This is a genomic window from Rhodococcus sp. USK13 (assembly GCF_018343855.1).
GTDB lineage: Bacteria > Actinomycetota > Actinomycetes > Mycobacteriales > Mycobacteriaceae > Rhodococcus_F > Rhodococcus_F oxybenzonivorans.
This window is the reverse complement of record NZ_CP069242.1, coordinates 3,248,584-3,263,448: the sequence shown is the minus strand read 5'-3', so window position 1 is coordinate 3,263,448 and position 14,865 is coordinate 3,248,584. Positions and strand designations below refer to the sequence as shown.

11 protein-coding genes are annotated in these 14,865 nt (G+C 65.7%); 1 reads left to right on the top strand and 10 read right to left on the bottom strand.

Annotation, left to right across the window (positions count from 1 at the left end; translation table 11 throughout):
* Positions 1-1,209: 1,209 nt before the first annotated feature.
* The 7 genes from JQT59_RS17475 to JQT59_RS17445 all read right to left on the bottom strand — a co-directional run bounded on the left by JQT59_RS17475 (position 1,210) and on the right by JQT59_RS17445 (position 10,551).
* Positions 1,210-3,171 carry an acetoacetate--CoA ligase gene (locus JQT59_RS17475; RefSeq protein WP_213577144.1) on the bottom strand — a complete coding sequence of 654 codons (1,962 nt, stop codon included), beginning with the start codon at positions 3,169-3,171 and terminating at the stop codon, positions 1,210-1,212.
* A 47-nt stretch (positions 3,172-3,218) separates the two neighbouring features.
* Complete coding sequence (locus JQT59_RS17470) at positions 3,219-4,373, bottom strand: acetyl-CoA C-acetyltransferase (protein ID WP_213577820.1); 1,155 nt, start codon at positions 4,371-4,373, stop codon at positions 3,219-3,221.
* A gap of 112 nt (positions 4,374-4,485) precedes the next feature.
* Positions 4,486-5,301: an HpcH/HpaI aldolase/citrate lyase family protein gene (locus JQT59_RS17465; RefSeq protein ID WP_213577143.1), complete on the bottom strand. Its 816-nt coding sequence runs from the start codon at positions 5,299-5,301 to the stop codon at positions 4,486-4,488.
* Positions 5,298-5,789, bottom strand: coding sequence for a MaoC family dehydratase (locus tag JQT59_RS17460; protein ID WP_109331659.1), 492 nt, complete (start codon positions 5,787-5,789; stop codon positions 5,298-5,300). The genes JQT59_RS17465 and JQT59_RS17460 overlap by 4 nt, the downstream gene beginning before the upstream one ends.
* A complete protein-coding gene (locus tag JQT59_RS17455; RefSeq protein ID WP_213577142.1) occupies positions 5,786-6,949 on the bottom strand; it encodes an acyl-CoA dehydrogenase family protein in 1,164 nt (387 codons plus the stop codon). Before JQT59_RS17455 ends, JQT59_RS17460 begins: the two co-directional genes overlap by 4 nt.
* Positions 6,946-8,946 carry an acetyl/propionyl/methylcrotonyl-CoA carboxylase subunit alpha gene (locus JQT59_RS17450; RefSeq protein ID WP_213577818.1) on the bottom strand — a complete coding sequence of 667 codons (2,001 nt, stop codon included), beginning with the start codon at positions 8,944-8,946 and terminating at the stop codon, positions 6,946-6,948. Before JQT59_RS17450 ends, JQT59_RS17455 begins: the two co-directional genes overlap by 4 nt.
* A gap of 15 nt (positions 8,947-8,961) precedes the next feature.
* Entirely contained in the window at positions 8,962-10,551 is a 1,590-nt protein-coding gene (locus tag JQT59_RS17445; RefSeq protein ID WP_213577141.1) for a carboxyl transferase domain-containing protein, read from the bottom strand.
* 115 nt (positions 10,552-10,666) lie between these two features.
* Here JQT59_RS17445 and JQT59_RS17440 point away from each other — a divergent pair, with 115 nt between their 5' ends.
* Positions 10,667-11,281: an SACE_7040 family transcriptional regulator gene (locus tag JQT59_RS17440; RefSeq protein ID WP_213577140.1), complete on the top strand. Its 615-nt coding sequence runs from the start codon at positions 10,667-10,669 to the stop codon at positions 11,279-11,281.
* 69 nt (positions 11,282-11,350) lie between these two features.
* Here the strand turns inward: JQT59_RS17440 and JQT59_RS17435 are convergent, their stop codons facing one another.
* The 3 genes from JQT59_RS17435 to JQT59_RS17425 all read right to left on the bottom strand — a co-directional run bounded on the left by JQT59_RS17435 (position 11,351) and on the right by JQT59_RS17425 (position 14,830).
* Positions 11,351-11,620 carry a GlsB/YeaQ/YmgE family stress response membrane protein gene (locus JQT59_RS17435; RefSeq protein WP_159925581.1) on the bottom strand — a complete coding sequence of 90 codons (270 nt, stop codon included), beginning with the start codon at positions 11,618-11,620 and terminating at the stop codon, positions 11,351-11,353.
* 132 nt (positions 11,621-11,752) lie between these two features.
* Positions 11,753-13,390, bottom strand: coding sequence for an AMP-binding protein (locus JQT59_RS17430; RefSeq protein WP_213577139.1), 1,638 nt, complete (start codon positions 13,388-13,390; stop codon positions 11,753-11,755).
* Positions 13,391-13,489: 99 nt separating this feature from the next.
* On the bottom strand, positions 13,490-14,830 hold the full coding sequence (locus JQT59_RS17425; protein WP_213577138.1) for an MFS transporter: 1,341 nt from the start codon (positions 14,828-14,830) through the stop codon (positions 13,490-13,492).
* Positions 14,831-14,865: the final 35 nt, after the last annotated feature.

Sequence of the window (14,865 nt, the reverse complement as noted above, 5' to 3'; positions counted from 1 at the left end):
CGCATGTTGCGCGAACCAGATCCCTCGCTGCGCAGCTGACAGCGGAAAGGCTCCGATGGGAGCACCGTTACTACCCGCTGCATGTCCCGACCCCAAGGGTTACTCCGTTCTCGAACGCGTGGCTTGCCGCCGCCTGTGTGACTGGTGATTGGTAGCTCTGAACGCCACTACATGCACGTGCCTCGGTCCGAGGCCACTCGCGAATCGGGAACGGGACGGCCCACCTTGGGCTGATCGACGAGTTCCACCACAGTGGAGATCGATGCAGTGCGCCCTGGGGCGCTCTGGCATCCCGGATCATTCGCGGTGAGCGGGTTCATTCCTGGCTCCGTTCCTTCATCGATCCAACAAGCGGCCACCCAATCGGTGCTCGTCACCCTCGGAGTCGACAGACGAGTCTACGGCGGAAATGGACGTCCGATCTTTCGCCACACTCATGCCTGCACCCTCCTCTCACTCGGTGACCATCTCGGTTCGTCCTGTGTCGAAATAACGCCGGGGTATACATCGGTCACATACCCACCACTGTTACCTGCCGAGCTGTGACGTTCCCGACCGTCGATACTTCCAGAATCAGTCGAAATTCGGATCGGCGACGCGCACATGTTCAACAGCGAGAACCACATTCCGGGCGTCGCGTACACATGCGAGGCGAAAAACGTACCGCGGGTCGGAATTCCGCCGGATGGACAAATGTCGCGTCCACATTCATCGCCCCCTTCTCGAACAATTCCACTTCGCGCGGTACCAACCGACCGGCTGATCGGCCGCGGGGGCGGACGTCGCACCACCACCGCTTGTTTACCAACCATCGTGTCTACCAAAGCCCCGCGCAGGTCTCAAAGCGGAACACTCGCGGCGAAGGCGAGGCGGGAATGAAATCGAGACCCGCTCAAAGGTGACGCGCACACGTCTCCGGCAGCGACATCCTACGCGCTCGAAACTGAACTTCAGGGCGGAATTCGCCCTGACCTGCATGGGCGCGGTCAGTAGAGCCACCCGGGCGCGGGATGTGCCACCGTATCGCCCGCGGCGGTGATCACAGTTGGCTGGCGATGAGACGGGATGCAGCGCGCTTGGCGTCCTATTTGTCGCATCCTGGCGCGGGCGGTCGCTGCACCGATAGGGAGATATCTCACACCCCACGCCACGCACCACGCCCGAACCGCCTCTTGTTACCGTTCAGTAACAAAAGCAAGCCTTACCTGGTCAGCCGCCCTGAGCCGCCGTGCGGCCATGCCGGGCGAACCAGTCGAGCAGTGCTGGATCATCGACGGCGCTGCGGTCGACTGAACGAGCCGCGTCCGCGCCTTGGAAGATTTTCTTGAGTGGCACCTCGAGCTTCTTGCCGGTGCGAGTGTGAGGAATGCCGGGCGCGAGGATGATGTCGTCCGGCACATGCCGGGGCGAGGCCTGCTCACGGATCGCACCCCGAATTCGGTCTTGCAACGCGTCGTCGAGCTCCACCCCGTCGACGAGGACCACGAAGAGCGGCATCCAATATCCGCCGTCCGGCAGGTCCACCCCGACCACCAGTGCTTCTGCGACCTCGGGCAGCTTCTCCACCACCTGGTAGATGTCCGCGCTCCCCATACGGATCCCGTTGCGATTGAGTGTGGAATCGGACCTTCCGTGCATCAGCACGGTCCCGCGTTCGGTGATCGTGATCCAGTCACCGTGCCGCCACACACCGGGAAACACGCCGAAGTAGGCGTCGTGGTAGCGCTTCCCGTCCGGGTCGTTCCAGAACGACACCGGCATCGACGGCATCGGGGCCGTGACCACCAGTTCACCGACCTCGCCGCGCACGGGCTTGCCCGACTCGTCGAAGGCGTCGACGGCGACACCCAGACAGGGAGCCGACAATTCACCGGGCCAGACCGGAACAGTCCGCGCACCACCGATGAAGGCCGAGACCACGTCGGTCCCACCGGTGATCGACATGACGGGAATGTTCCGACCGACGTTGTGCGCCAACCACAATGACGACGCGGCAGGCAACGTGGACCCGGTGCTGCCGACCGCGCGGAGCGCAGTCAGGTCGTGGTCGCGGGCGGGCACCACCCCGGCCTTGTCGCAGGCGAGTACGTACCCGGGACTCGTCCCCACCACCGTCACACCGAGACGTGAGGTCAACGCCCACAACGCATCCGTCGTGGGCCACCCGGGGCTCCCGTCGTAACACACGATCGTGGCCCCCACGAGCAGGCCCGCGGTTTGGAAGTTCCACATCATCCAACTGGGACTGGTGTACCAGAAGAGGATGTCGTCTCGGCCGACGTCGAGATGAAGCGCGAGCGACTTGAGGTGTTCGAGAAGCACTCCGCCGTGGCCGTGCACGATTCCCTTCGGAAGTCCGGTGGTTCCCGAAGAGAACACCACCCACAGGGGGTGGTCGAACGGGACGGCCACCGGTTCGAGTGCGGCCTCCCGGCCCGTGGCCTCAGCCCACGTGGTGGCGTCGCCGACCTCCGGTTCCCGTCGAAGATGGGGCACGATGACGGTCAGGGCCAGAGAGGGCAGCCCGGCCTGCAGGTGGCGTACGGCATCGACGCGGTCGTGTTCCTTCCCGCCGAACCGATACCCGTCCGCGGTGATCAGCGCCTTCGGGTCGAGCTGTCCGAGCCGATCGAGGGCAGCCGGCGCGGAATAGTCCTGCCCGCACGCGGCCCAGAGCGCCCCCACCGAAACGGTCGCAAGGAACGCGATCACTGCCTCGGGAACGTTGGGTAGGTATCCGACGACGCGATCGCCGACACCGACGCCGTGATCCCGCAGTGTGGCCGCGAGCGCCGCGACCTGCGAGCGCAACTCGTCCCAACCGACAGCGACGTCGGCCCCATCCTCACCGACGTACCGGATGGCGGGCCTGTCGGAGCGGGCATTGCGGAAGACCTGATCGACGTAATTGAGAGTGGCGCCGGGAAACCACACGGCTCCCGGCATGGAGGACTCGGCCAAGGCCTGACCCGGATCGGTCGCAGAGCGGATGTCGAAGTAGTCCCACACGGCTTGCCAGAACGCGTCGGGATCAGCCACCGACCAACGCCACAACGCCCGGTAGTCGTCTACCGGAACGTTGTGGCGCCGTGCAATGAAAGCACCGAAGTCGGTGATCACCGCGTTGCGCAGATCAGCCTCGGTCGGTACCCACTGCGGATCGGCTGTCATGGTTCCATCTTCCCCGACAGCCGGAGTGCTCCGCGTTCTTTTGGTACCTAGCTGGTGGGAACGCGCACGATCAGGGCGTCACCCTGACCACCGCCGCCGCACAGCGCCGCCACACCCACACCGCCGCCGCGGCGTTGCAGCTCGAGGGCCAGATGCAGGGTGATCCGCGCCCCGGACATGCCCAGCGGATGCCCCACAGCGATCGCGCCGCCATTGACGTTGACCTTCGCCGGATCCAGCCCCAGCTCACGGGTCGAGACGATCCCGACAGCCGCGAAGGCCTCGTTGATCTCGACGAGATCGAGATCCTTCGGGTCGATGCTCTCCTTCGCGCACGCCTTCGCGATCGCCCGGGCCGGCTGCGACTGCAACGTCGAGTCGGGTCCGGCGACCACCCCGTGTGACCCGATCTCGGCCAGCCACTCGAGACCGAGCTCCTCGGCCTTGGCCTTGCTCATCACGACCACTGCCGCCGCACCGTCGGAGATTTGCGACGCGGACCCGGCCGTGATCGTTCCGTCCTTCGCGAAGGCCGGACGCAACCGTCCCAGCGTCTCCACCGTCGTATCGGCACGCACTCCCTCGTCCTGGCCGAACACGATCGGTTCACCCCTACGCTGGGGAATGGACACCGGCACCACTTCGTCGTCGAACAACCCGTCCTTCCAGGCCCGGGCCGCGTTCTGGTGCGACGCCGCCGCGAACGCATCCTGCTCCTCGCGGCTGGTCTGCCGACCGGGTTCCGTATTCTGCGACTCCGTCAGACTTCCCATGGCCTGATCGGTGAAAATGTCGTGCAACCCGTCGAACGCCATGTGATCACGCATCGTCACATCGCCGTACTTGAACCCCTCCCGCGACTTCTCCAGCAGATGCGGCGCCCGCGACATCGACTCCTGCCCACCGGCAACGACCACCTCGAACTCCCCCGCCCGGATCAACTGATCCGCCAAAGCAATCGCATCGATCCCCGACAAACACACCTTGTTCACCGTCAACGCCGGCACATCCATCGGAATCCCCGCCGCGACCGCCGCCTGCCGCGCCGGCATCTGCCCCGCCCCCGCCGTCAGGACCTGACCCATGATCACGTACTCAACCTGATCCGGCGCCACCCCCGCCTTCTCCAGCGCACCCTTGATCGCGATCCCACCCAGATCCGAACCCGAGAAATCCTTCAACGAACCCATCAACCGACCCATCGGCGTACGGGCCCCGGCAACAATCACCGACGTAGTTCTTTCAGGCACTGCAGTTCTCCATTCCTGTGTTGTAACCGTGTGTACTCGTCAACCATCCGCGGCTGAAGAGTATTCACGGGGTCGTGCCGGATCTCCTCAGGATCGCCTCTGCGTGACGCAGGACGGGTGCGTCCACCATCTTGCCCTCGAAGGCGAAAACTCCACGTTGCTCGTCGACGGCGGCCAGAACTCTCGTGGCCCAGTCGACGTCGTCGTCGGAGGGTGCATACGCCTCGCGGATCACCGCGACCTGGCTGGGATGGATGGCGACCTTGACATCGAACCCGACCGCTACGGCGTCGTGCGCCTCGGCGCGAAGACCCTCGAGGTCCTTGATGTCCAGGTAGACGGAATCCAGGGCGAGGCGATGGAAGCCCTTCGCCGCCAGCAACGTGGACGACCGTACCTGCCGGGCCACATCGCGGTACGTGCCGTCCTCGCGGCGGCTGGAGTTGCCGCCCATCGCGGCCACCAGATCTTCGGCACCCCACATGACCCCGATGGTGCTCGCCGCCAGCGCGATCTCGCCGACGGCGAGCGCCCCGAGCGGCGACTCGACGAGGGCGATCACCTCGCGTGGCGCCAGCGACAACACCTGATCGGCGGTCTCACATTTGGCCAGCATCAGTCGGGTATAGCGAGTGCCGTCGAGGGCGAGGAGGTCGAGTTCGTGGTCGTCGGTGCCGACTGGGTTGACACGGACCACTGTTCGCTCCGGATCGAGCGGGGTGTCGATCAGGGCGACCCGCGCCGCTTCCTTGTCTGCGGGCGCCACCCCGTCCTCGAGGTCGAGGATCACGACGTCGGCTGCCGCCGCCGCCTTCGCGTAACGCTCCGGGCGGTCGGCCGGGCAGAACAGCCAGGCCGGTCCGGGCAGTGCCCAGCTCACGACGGCTTCTTCTGGACGAGGGTCTTGCGCACGGCGATCGCCACCACGTCGCCGTTCTGGTTGCGCCCGGTGTGCTCGAGCGTGACGATGCCCTCCCCCGGTCGGCTCTTCGACTCCCGCTTGTCGGCGATGCGTGTCTCCGCGTACAGCGTGTCGCCGTGGAACAGCGGTTTCGGGAAACTGATCTCCGAGAATCCCAGATTCGCGACGATGGTCCCCTGCGTGAGTTGCGCCACCGACAACCCGACCAGCGTCGAGAGGGTGAACATCGAGTTGACGAGGCGCTCACCGAACTGGGTGCCCTCGCTGTAAGCGGCATCGAGGTGCAGGGCCTGGGTGTTCATCGTCTGGGTGGTGAAGAGGACGTTGTCGGCCTCGGTGACGGTGCGGCCGGGGCGATGCTCGTAGACCGCTCCGAGTTCGAACTCCTCGAACCACAGCCCACGCTGGACGATCCGGTTCGGCTCCTCGGCTCCTGCTGCGCTCACAGTCCGGCCTCCCGCGCGATGAGCATCAACTGCACCTCGGTGGTGCCCTCGCCGATCTCGAGAATCTTGCTGTCTCGGTAATGCCGTGCCACCACGTACTCGTTCATGAAGCCGTAGCCACCGTGGATCTGAGTGGCGTCCCGCGCGTTGTCCATGGCGGCCTCGGACGCAACGAGCTTGGCGATCGCGGCCTGTTTCTTGAACGGTCTGCCCGACAACATCAGTGCGGCGGCGTCGTAGTAGGCGGTGCGGGCGGTGTGGGCGCGTGCCTCCATGCGCGCGATCTTGAACGCGATGGCCTGGTTGTGCCCGATGGGTCGCCCGAATGCCTCACGCTCCTTCGCGTACTTGACCGACTCGTCGACACACCCCTGCGCCGCACCGACACTCAGTGCGGCGATAGCGATGCGGCCCTCGTCGAGGATGCGGAGGAAGTTCGCGTATCCGCGACCCCGCTCGCCGAGCAGGTTCTCCTCGGGGACGCGAACGTCCGAGAACGTGAGGGGGTGGGTGTCGGAGGCGTTCCAGCCCACCTTGTTGTATGCAGGTTCGGCGGTGAAACCGGGGGTGGAGGTGGGGACGAGGATCGTAGAAATCTCCTTCTTGCCTCCGTCCTTCACGCCGGTCACCGCGGTGACGGTGACGAGCCGGGTGATGTCGGTGCCCGAGTTGGTGATGAACTGCTTGTTGCCGTTGATGATCCACTCACCGCTGTCGAACTTGGCGGTGGTCTTGGTGCCACCCGCGTCGCTTCCGGCGCCCGGTTCGGTGAGACCGAAAGCAGCGAGGCTCTTTCCGCTCGTCAGCTGCGGCAGCCACTCCTGCTTCTGCGCTTCGTTGCCGAAGCGGTAGATCGGCATCGCGCCGAGGGACACGCCGGCCTCGAGGGTGATGGCAACGCTCTGGTCCACCTTGCCCAGCTCCTCGAGGGCGAGGCACAACGCGAAGTAGTCGCCGCCCATTCCGCCGTATTCCTCGGGGAACGGGAGGCCGAACAGACCCATGTCGGCCATGCCCGACACCACCTCGTACGGGAAGGTGTGGTTGGCGTCGTGCTCTGCCGCGACCGGTGCCACCACGTTCTTCGCGAAATCGGCGACGGTCTTGGCCAGCTGCTGGTATTCGTCGGGAAGCTGGCCGGTGGCGAGATATTCGGTCATGACTCGTTCTCTTTCGTGTCGTTGTGCGGGGTGACTCGTGCGAGCAGTTGGTCGACCATCACCTGGTCTCCGGGTGCGACGAGGATGTCGACGACGCCGTCGACGGGTGCGGTGAGCGAGTGCTCCATCTTCATCGCCTCGACGACGACGAGGCTCTGGCCGGCGGTGACGTGGGCGCCCGTGTCGGCGCCGACGGCGATGACGGATCCGGGCATGGGGCTGGTGATCTCGGCCTCGCCGGCATGTACGTCACCTGTGCGGACGCTGAGTTCCTCGACTTCCCGGAGCATCGTCGTGCCCTCGGATCCGGCGAGCCAGATGTGCCCGTCGGTCTGGGCGACCCGGTAGGTTTCACGTCTGCCGTCGATCACGACGGACAGGGTGGTTCCGTCGAGGGCCGCCGTCAGGGACAGGGTGTCGCCGTCCTCGACCTGCGCGGTGGCGTCGGCCGGATTGCCCGTGATGCGCACGTGGTCGGTACGCGTCGGCGATGCCAGCCGAATACTGGTGGGCGCGGGAACCCCGACCCGCCAGCCGCTGGGAACGTCCCACGGATCGGCCTGTGAACGCTCCGGCCAGCGCTGCAACCAGCGGAAAGCGGCCGCGGCGATGAGGGCGGCGTCGGTGGCCTCCGCGGCGACGAAGTCCTCGAGCCGGCGGTCGAGCAGACCGGTGTCGAGGTTGCCCGCCACCACGTCGGGATCGGCGAGCAGGAAGCGCGCGAACTCGATGTTGGTCACCACACCGAGGACACCGGTGCCTGCCAGCGCCCGGTCCAGCTTCCGCAACGCACCGGCGCGGTCGTCGGCGTGCGCGATCACCTTCGCCAGCATGGGGTCGTAGTCGCTGCCCACCACTGTGCCCGCGCGAAGACCCGAGTCGACGCGGATGCCCGGGCCGTCCGGTTCGACGACGTCGGCGACGAGACCACCGGTCGGCAAGAAGCCCCGGCTGGGATCCTCGGCATACACGCGGGCTTCGATGGCATGTCCGGTGAGGGTGATCTCGCCCTGGGTGAAGCCGAGCGGTTCCCCGGCGGCCACCCGTACCTGCCACTCGACCAGGTCGAGTCCCGTCACGAGCTCGGTGACCGGGTGTTCGACCTGAAGCCGGGTGTTCATCTCCATGAAGAAGAACTCGTCCGGCTTGTCGGCGGAGACGATGAATTCGACCGTTCCCGCTCCGGAGTAGTCGACGCTGCGCGCCGTGTTGCACGCGGCCTCGCCGATCCGGGCCCGGGTCTGCTCGTCGAGCAGGGGCGAGGGCGCTTCCTCGATGACCTTCTGGTGGCGACGCTGCAAACTGCACTCACGCTCACCGAGATGCACCACGTTGCCATGCCGGTCGGCCAGGATCTGCACCTCGATGTGCCGGGGCCGCAACACGAATCGCTCGAGGAACAGGGTGTCGTCCCCGAACGCGGACGCCGCCTCGCGGCGTGCACTGAGCAGCGCGTCGGCCAACGCGCCCGGCTCCTCGACCAGGCGCATCCCCTTGCCGCCACCACCCGCCGACGGCTTGACCAGGACCGGGTAGCCGATCTCGCCTGCGGCCGCGATCAGTTCGTCGTCGGACAGGCCGGGCCGGGCGATGCCCGGTACGACGGGCACGTCGAACTCCGCGACGGCGTTCTTGGCGGTGATCTTGTCGCCCATCACCTCGATGGCGTGAGCGGAGGGACCGAGGAAGGCGATGCCGGCGTCTGCGCAGGCACCGGCGAACTTCGCGTTCTCCGACAGGAACCCGTAACCGGGGTGGATGGCCTGCGCTCCGGTGGCCTGGGCTGCCGCGATCACCTTCTCGATCACGAGGTAGCTTTCCCGGGCGGCGGCCGGGCCGAGCAGGACCGCGGTGTCGGCCTCGCGGACGTGCCGCGCGTCCCGATCGGCTTCGCTGTATACCGCGACGGAGCGGATTCCCATGGTCCTCAGGGTGCGGATTACCCGCACGGCGATCTCGCCGCGGTTGGCGACGAGGACGGTATCTATCCGTGTCATGTCAGTCATGTCCGTTCACATCCGGAAAACGCCGTAGGAGACCGGTTCGAGCGGTGCATTCGCGCACACCGAAAGAGCCAGCCCGAGAACAGTTCTGGTATCGGCGGGATCGATGATGCCGTCGTCCCACAGGCGGGCGGTCGAGTAGTACGGGTTGCCCTGCGCCTCGTACTGCTCGCGGATCGGCGCCTTGAACGCCTCTTCGTCCTCCGCCGACCACGGGTTGCCCGCACTGTCCAACTGCTCACTGCGCACCGTCGAGAGCACCGACGCCGCCTGCTCCCCGCCCATCACCGAGATCCGCGCGTTCGGCCACATCCACAGGAACCGCGGCGAGTACGCCCGCCCGCACATCGAGTAGTTGCCCGCACCGTAGGAGCCGCCGATCACGACGGTGAGTTTGGGAACCCGGGCGCACGCCACCGCGGTCACCATCTTCGCGCCGTGCTTCGCGATACCGCCCGCCTCGTAGTCGCGCCCGACCATGAAGCCCGCGATGTTCTGCAGGAACAGCAACGGAATCCGCCGTTTGTCGCACAGTTCGATGAAATGCGCGCCCTTCATCGCCGACTCGGCGAACAACACCCCGTTGTTCGCGACGATGCCGACCGGGTGGCCCTCGATGTGCGCGAAACCGGTGACCAGCGTCTTGCCGTACTCCGCCTTGAACTCCTGGAAGGTTCCGCCGTCGACAATGCGGTCGATGACCTCGTGAACGTCGTACGGGGTGCGCGGGTCGGTCGGGACCACGTCGTACAACTCGGTCTGCGGCGCCGACGCGGGGACGGCGCCGATCACGTCCCACGGACGCTCGGCGCGCGGGCCGAGCGTGGCGACGATATTGCGCACAATCCGCAGCGCGTCCTGATCGTCCTCGGCGAGGTGATCGGTGACACCGGAGACCTTCGAGTGCAGATCTCCGCCGCCGAGTTCCTCCGCCGTGACGACCTCACCGGTCGCGGCCTTCACCAACGGCGGACCGCCCAGGAAGATCGTGCCCTGGTTCCGGACGATGACCGCCTCGTCGCTCATCGCCGGCACATAAGCGCCGCCCGCGGTGCAGGAGCCGAGGACCGCCGCGATCTGCGGGATGCCCTGCGCGCTCATCGTCGCCTGGTTGTAGAAGATCCGGCCGAAGTGCTCGCGATCGGGAAATACTTCGTCCTGCCGGGGCAGGAACGCGCCACCGGAGTCGACGAGATAAATGCACGGCAGCTGATTCTGCAGTGCGATCTCCTGCGCCCGCAGGTGCTTCTTCACCGTCATCGGGTAGTACGTGCCGCCCTTGACCGTGGCGTCGTTGGCCACGATCACACATTCACGGCCGGACACCCGGCCGATACCCGCGATCACGCCCGCTCCGGGGCATTCGTCGTCGTACAACCCGTTGGCCGCGAGCGGGGCGATCTCGAGGAAAGGACTCCCCGGGTCGAGCAGGGTGTCCACTCGATCGCGGGGCAGCAACTTGCCCCGGCTCACGTGCCGCTCCCGCGACTTCTCACTACCGCCCAGAGCCGCAACGGCCAGCCTCGACCGCAGCTCGTCCACCAACTTGGTGTGCTCTACCCGGTAGCCCTCTCTCGTGGTGGTTCCGCCCAGTGCCATCCTGCCGCCTTCTCGTCTTGACGCCCGTGCCGAGTGAGTTAATACTCGATAACTGAATTCAAGATAACTGTGATTAACTGAGTTGTCCAGACCGCAACCCGAAAGGAGCGAGGCGATGACCACACACGTCGACGAAACCGGAGCGCCGGCAGCACCGATCACGCGTCGCGAACAGATGAAGGCGGATCGCCGCCGGCAACTTCTCGACGCCGCCGCTCGCCTCATCGCCGAACGGGGATTTCTCGGCGTCCGGCTCGAAGACCTCGGATCCGCCGCCGGGATCAGCGGTCCCGCCGTCTACCGCCACTTCCCCAACAAAGACGCCGTATTGGTCGAACTACTCGTCGGCATCAGTACGCGACTCCTCGAGGGCGGTTCCCTCGTCGCGGCGGAGGCATCCTCCCCCGAGGCGGCACTCGACGGCCTCATCGACTTCCACCTCGACTTCGCACTCGGCGAATCCGAACTGATTCGCATTCAGGACCGCGACCTCGAAAGCCTTCCCGCCGAGGCACGGCGTGAGGTCCGGCAGAAGCAGCGACGCTACGTCGAACTGTGGGTGCAGGTGCTGCTCCGGGTGGACCCGTCGCTCGACGAAACGGATGCCCGTACCAAGGCCCATGCAACGTTCGGGTTGATCAACTCCACACCGCACAGCGCCGATCCCGCGACTCCGGCGCGCACTCGAAAGGTTCTGCGCGAGATGGCACTCACCTGCCTGCGTCCGTGATTTCGGAGACCGAGGCGCACGGCAAGGGCCCCGCCCTGGATTGGACGGGGCCCGTGCACAGCCGGGTATCTACACTCTCCGCTTACTGGTCATGGACGTGTACGCCAAGGTCAGCACAGCTGCCGCAGCGATACTGATAATCCACCGTATCCAGTCGATTCCGCCGGTATCACCCTTGTCGCTGATCGCGCCCCACACCCAATATCCGATGAGGGCGCCTGCAATGCCGAGGACGATGGTGATGAGCCACCCCATCGCCTGCTTCCCTGGGATGACCAGACGCGCGAGCACGCCGATGACCGCACCGAAGATGATGGTGCCGATGATGTCTCCAACCATTACCCTCTCCTCTCCACACGCGAGTGCGAGCGGAAGGCCACCGCTCCTTCGCAGATTAGCCAGCGTGGCCGCGGTTCAACCGTGGTTGGACAAATCGTTGCCGAATGGTTCATCTCCGGGACACGAAGAGGCTTATGACCCGCCGATCAACGCCATCGACTGTTCACGCATCTCCACCTTGCGCACCTTGCCGGTCACCGTCATGGGAAATTCGTCGACGATGTGCACATATCTGGGGATCTTGTAGTGGGCGAGCTTGCCGGTGCAGAATGCCCGGACCGCGGCTTCGTCGAGCGGCTGCGCACCGTCCCGCATGCGGATCCACGCCATCAGTTCCTCGCCGTACTTGGCGTCGGGAACACCGATGACCTGGGCGTCGAGAATGTCGGGGTGGGTGTAGAGGAACTCCTCGATCTCGCGGGGATAGACGTTCTCCCCGCCCCTGATCACCATGTCCTTGATCCGGCCCGTGATCGCCACGTACCCGTCGGCATCCATCACGCCGATGTCACCTGTGTGCATCCACCGCGCCGTGTCGATGGCCTCGGCCGTCTTTTCCGGGTTGTTCCAGTACCCGAGCATCACCGAGTATCCGCGGGTGCAGAGTTCACCCGGCTCGCCGCGGGGAACAGTCAATCCTGTTGCAGGGTTGATGATCTTGACCTCGAGATGGGGTCCGACCCGGCCGACGGTCGACACCCGCTGGTCGATGGTGTCGTCGGAGCGGGTCTGCAGCGACACCGGTGACGTCTCGGTCATGCCGTAGCAGATGGACACCTCGACCATTCCCATCTGCTCGATCACCTGCTTCATCACTTCTACCGGGCACGGTGATCCCGCCATGATGCCGGTGCGCAGGGTGGACAGGTCGAACCGGTCGAAGTCCGGGTCGGCGAGTTCGGCGATGAACATCGTCGGCACCCCGTACAGCGACGTGCATTTCTCTGCCTCGACGGCTCGCAAGGTGGCCCTCGGGTCGAAGGAAGGCCCGGGAATCACCATGGCAGCGCCGTGACTCGTGCAGGCGAGATTGCCCATCACCATGCCGAAGCAGTGGTAGAACGGCACGGGAATGCACACCCGGTCGTTCTCGGTGTAATGACACAGTTCGCCGACGAAGAATCCGTTGTTCAGGATGTTGTGATGACTGAGGGTGGCCCCCTTGGGGAAACCGGTTGTTCCCGAGGTGTATTGGATATTGATCGGGTCGTCCGACGACGACCCGGCCTGCGCTGCCTCGAGCCGCGACGGGTCGTCGGCGAGGACCGCCGCCCCGTCCGTCATCAGCGCGCTCCAATCGGGACTGCCGAGGAGAACGACCATGTCGAGATCGGGGCACTCCGGGCGCACTTCCTCGATCATGGCGCCGTAATCGGACGTCTTGAACTCAGGAGCAGACACCAGGAGGCGGATGCCTGCCTGTCCCAGCACGTACTTCAGTTCGTGCGCCCGGTAGGCGGGGTTGATGTTGACCAGGACCGCACCGATCTTCGCTGTGGCGTACTGGATGAGCGTCCACTCCGGGCAGTTCGGCGCCCAGATGCCCACCCGGTCACCTTTGACGATGCCGCGGGTGAGCAGCGCCGCCGCGAGCGTGTTCACGTCCTGCGCCAGTTCGGTGTACGTCCACCGGCGACCCGAGTGAACATCGACCAGGGCGTCGCGACGACCGTGCGCGGCCACAGTTCGATCGAAGTTGTCTCCGATGGTGTCCCCCAACATCGGGGCGTCGCCGAGCCCGGACGTGTAGCTGGGAAGTGGCGTTGTCATAGCTTTCCTCTCCAGGCGTCGCGGCGGACACCTACGGGACGGGCAGGCACACGAGGCCGTTCCGTTCTCGAATTTACTCCCGGTCGACGTGACGCCCGGTCAGAGAGCTTCGTCCTTCCTCTCGACGAGCGCCTTCGTGCACACCAGGCTCACCACGGCCAGCCCGGCGAGCATGACACCGATCGCTGCACTTCCGTATGCCGACGCGAGCGGTGCTGCGATCAGGGGCGGTACTGCGCCGCCGAGCACACCCGCGAGGTTGTAGCCGAGGCCTGCCCCGGTGTACCGGTAGCGGGTCTGGAACATTTCGGGGAGCAGCGCCCCGCAGGGGCCGTACGCGACTCCGAAGATCGCGAGCGTCACCATCACACCGACCGCGAAGGCGACGGGTGAACCGGTGTCGAGCAGGGGGAACAGTGCCAGCGCCCACACCACGGCCAGCGCACAGGAGATCATGATGACCCGGCGGCGACCGATCCGGTCCGAGTACAGCGCGGACACGATGATGGTGAGCCCGAAGACCACCGCCGAGACGATGCCGACGGTCAGAACGAAGGGACGACTGAATCCGAGCGTCGCGGTGCCGTAGCTGGTGAGAAAGGCTGTGCCCATGTAGAAGAAGGCGAAGAGCGTGGCGAGGGCACCGGCGGAGAGAAGGATTTCCTTGGTCTGGTAGCGCCACGCATCCATGAGCGGGAGCGTCCGGGGTGCAACATCGGCCCGGTCGGCCTCCTGCACGGCGCGGAACACCGGTGTCTCCTCGATCGCGAGGCGCATGTAGAGACCGATACCGACCAGGACGGCGCTGAAGAGGAACGGTATCCGCCAGCCGTAGTCGAGGAAGGTGGAGTTCGTGTCACCGAAGACGGCGCCGGTGACGAGGAAGGTGGCACTCGAGAGGATGAACGCGACGGCAGGGCCCAGCTGGGGGAACATCGCATAGAGTCCGCGTTTGCCCGGTGGGGCGTACTCGGCGGTGAGCAGTGTTGCGCCTGCCCATTCACCGCCGACCGCGAATCCCTGACCGAATCGCAAGAGCACCAAGAGAATCGGGGCCGCGACACCGATTGTGGCGGCACCGGGAAGCAGTCCGATCAGGAACGTGGAGACGCCCATCAGGATCAAGGTGGAAACGAGGGTCTTCTTACGACCGATTCTGTCCCCGTAGTGACCGAAGAGCATGGCTCCTACCGGTCTGGCGACGAAGGCCACCGCGAACGTCGCGAACGACGCCACGGTTCCGGCGGTGGAGCCCAGGGCTGGGAAGAACACCTTGGGGAAAACCAGCGCCGCAGCGGTTCCGTAGATGAAGAAGTCGTAGAACTCGATCGTCGTCCCGATGCCACTGGCGACGGCCACCTTCCGAACGCTGGTGCCGCCCTTGTGCACCGGCGCGGGAGTGTGGGGCACTCCCGCACTCGATGTGGAGACTGTGCTCACTCGATTCCTCCGTGGTCCGTGTGGATGTCCCGACT

Excerpts from the sequence above, each read along its gene's own strand:
- JQT59_RS17430 (WP_213577139.1), bottom strand. The coding sequence starts at position 13,390 with ATGACAACGCCACTTCCCAGCTACACGTCCGGGCTCGGCGACGCCCCG.
- JQT59_RS17470 (WP_213577820.1), bottom strand. The coding sequence starts at position 4,373 with ATGGGTCGGTTGATGGGTTCGTTGAAGGATTTCTCGGGTTCGGATCTG.
- JQT59_RS17435 (WP_159925581.1), bottom strand. The coding sequence starts at position 11,620 with ATGGTTGGAGACATCATCGGCACCATCATCTTCGGTGCGGTCATCGGC.
- JQT59_RS17440 (WP_213577140.1), top strand. The coding sequence starts at position 10,667 with ATGACCACACACGTCGACGAAACCGGAGCGCCGGCAGCACCGATCACG.
- JQT59_RS17445 (WP_213577141.1), bottom strand. The coding sequence starts at position 10,551 with ATGGCACTGGGCGGAACCACCACGAGAGAGGGCTACCGGGTAGAGCAC.
- JQT59_RS17450 (WP_213577818.1), bottom strand. The coding sequence starts at position 8,946 with ATGACACGGATAGATACCGTCCTCGTCGCCAACCGCGGCGAGATCGCC.
- JQT59_RS17455 (WP_213577142.1), bottom strand. The coding sequence starts at position 6,949 with ATGACCGAATATCTCGCCACCGGCCAGCTTCCCGACGAATACCAGCAG.
- JQT59_RS17475 (WP_213577144.1), bottom strand. The coding sequence starts at position 3,171 with ATGACAGCCGATCCGCAGTGGGTACCGACCGAGGCTGATCTGCGCAAC.